1 protein-coding gene is annotated in these 296 nt (G+C 63.5%); it reads right to left on the reverse strand.

The window, feature by feature from the left end:
• Positions 1–247, reverse strand: a 247-nt coding sequence (locus B2U11_RS12725; RefSeq protein WP_349680729.1) for a PmbA/TldA family metallopeptidase, incomplete at its 3' end; no start/stop codon positions are given.
• Between the last annotated feature and the right edge of the window lie 49 nt (positions 248–296).

Genomic DNA, 296 nt, shown 5'->3' on the forward strand with positions numbered 1-296 from the left:
GGACAACACGCGCCAGCGCGTCGTCGGAGAACTCGTTGATGGTGGCGACGCCGACCCGCTTTCCGAACGCCACCTGAACGGCCAGGTCGGTGTTGCTGACCACGCCGCTGGTCGAGACGTTGTTCAGGGCGAAGCGGATGTTGCCGTCGATGGAGCCGTTCAGCTGGGCCGTGCATTCGTCGGCGGTCGACAGGGCGATCACCTTGTCCAGGATGGCCTTGGCTTCGGTCTCGGTCATGATGCTCATTGTTGTGTCCCCGATCCCGATCAGCCGAGCGAACGCGCGGTGTTGATGA

Origin of the sequence: Brevundimonas sp. UBA7534 (assembly GCF_002479325.1) — a bacterium.
GTDB lineage: Bacteria > Pseudomonadota > Alphaproteobacteria > Caulobacterales > Caulobacteraceae > Brevundimonas.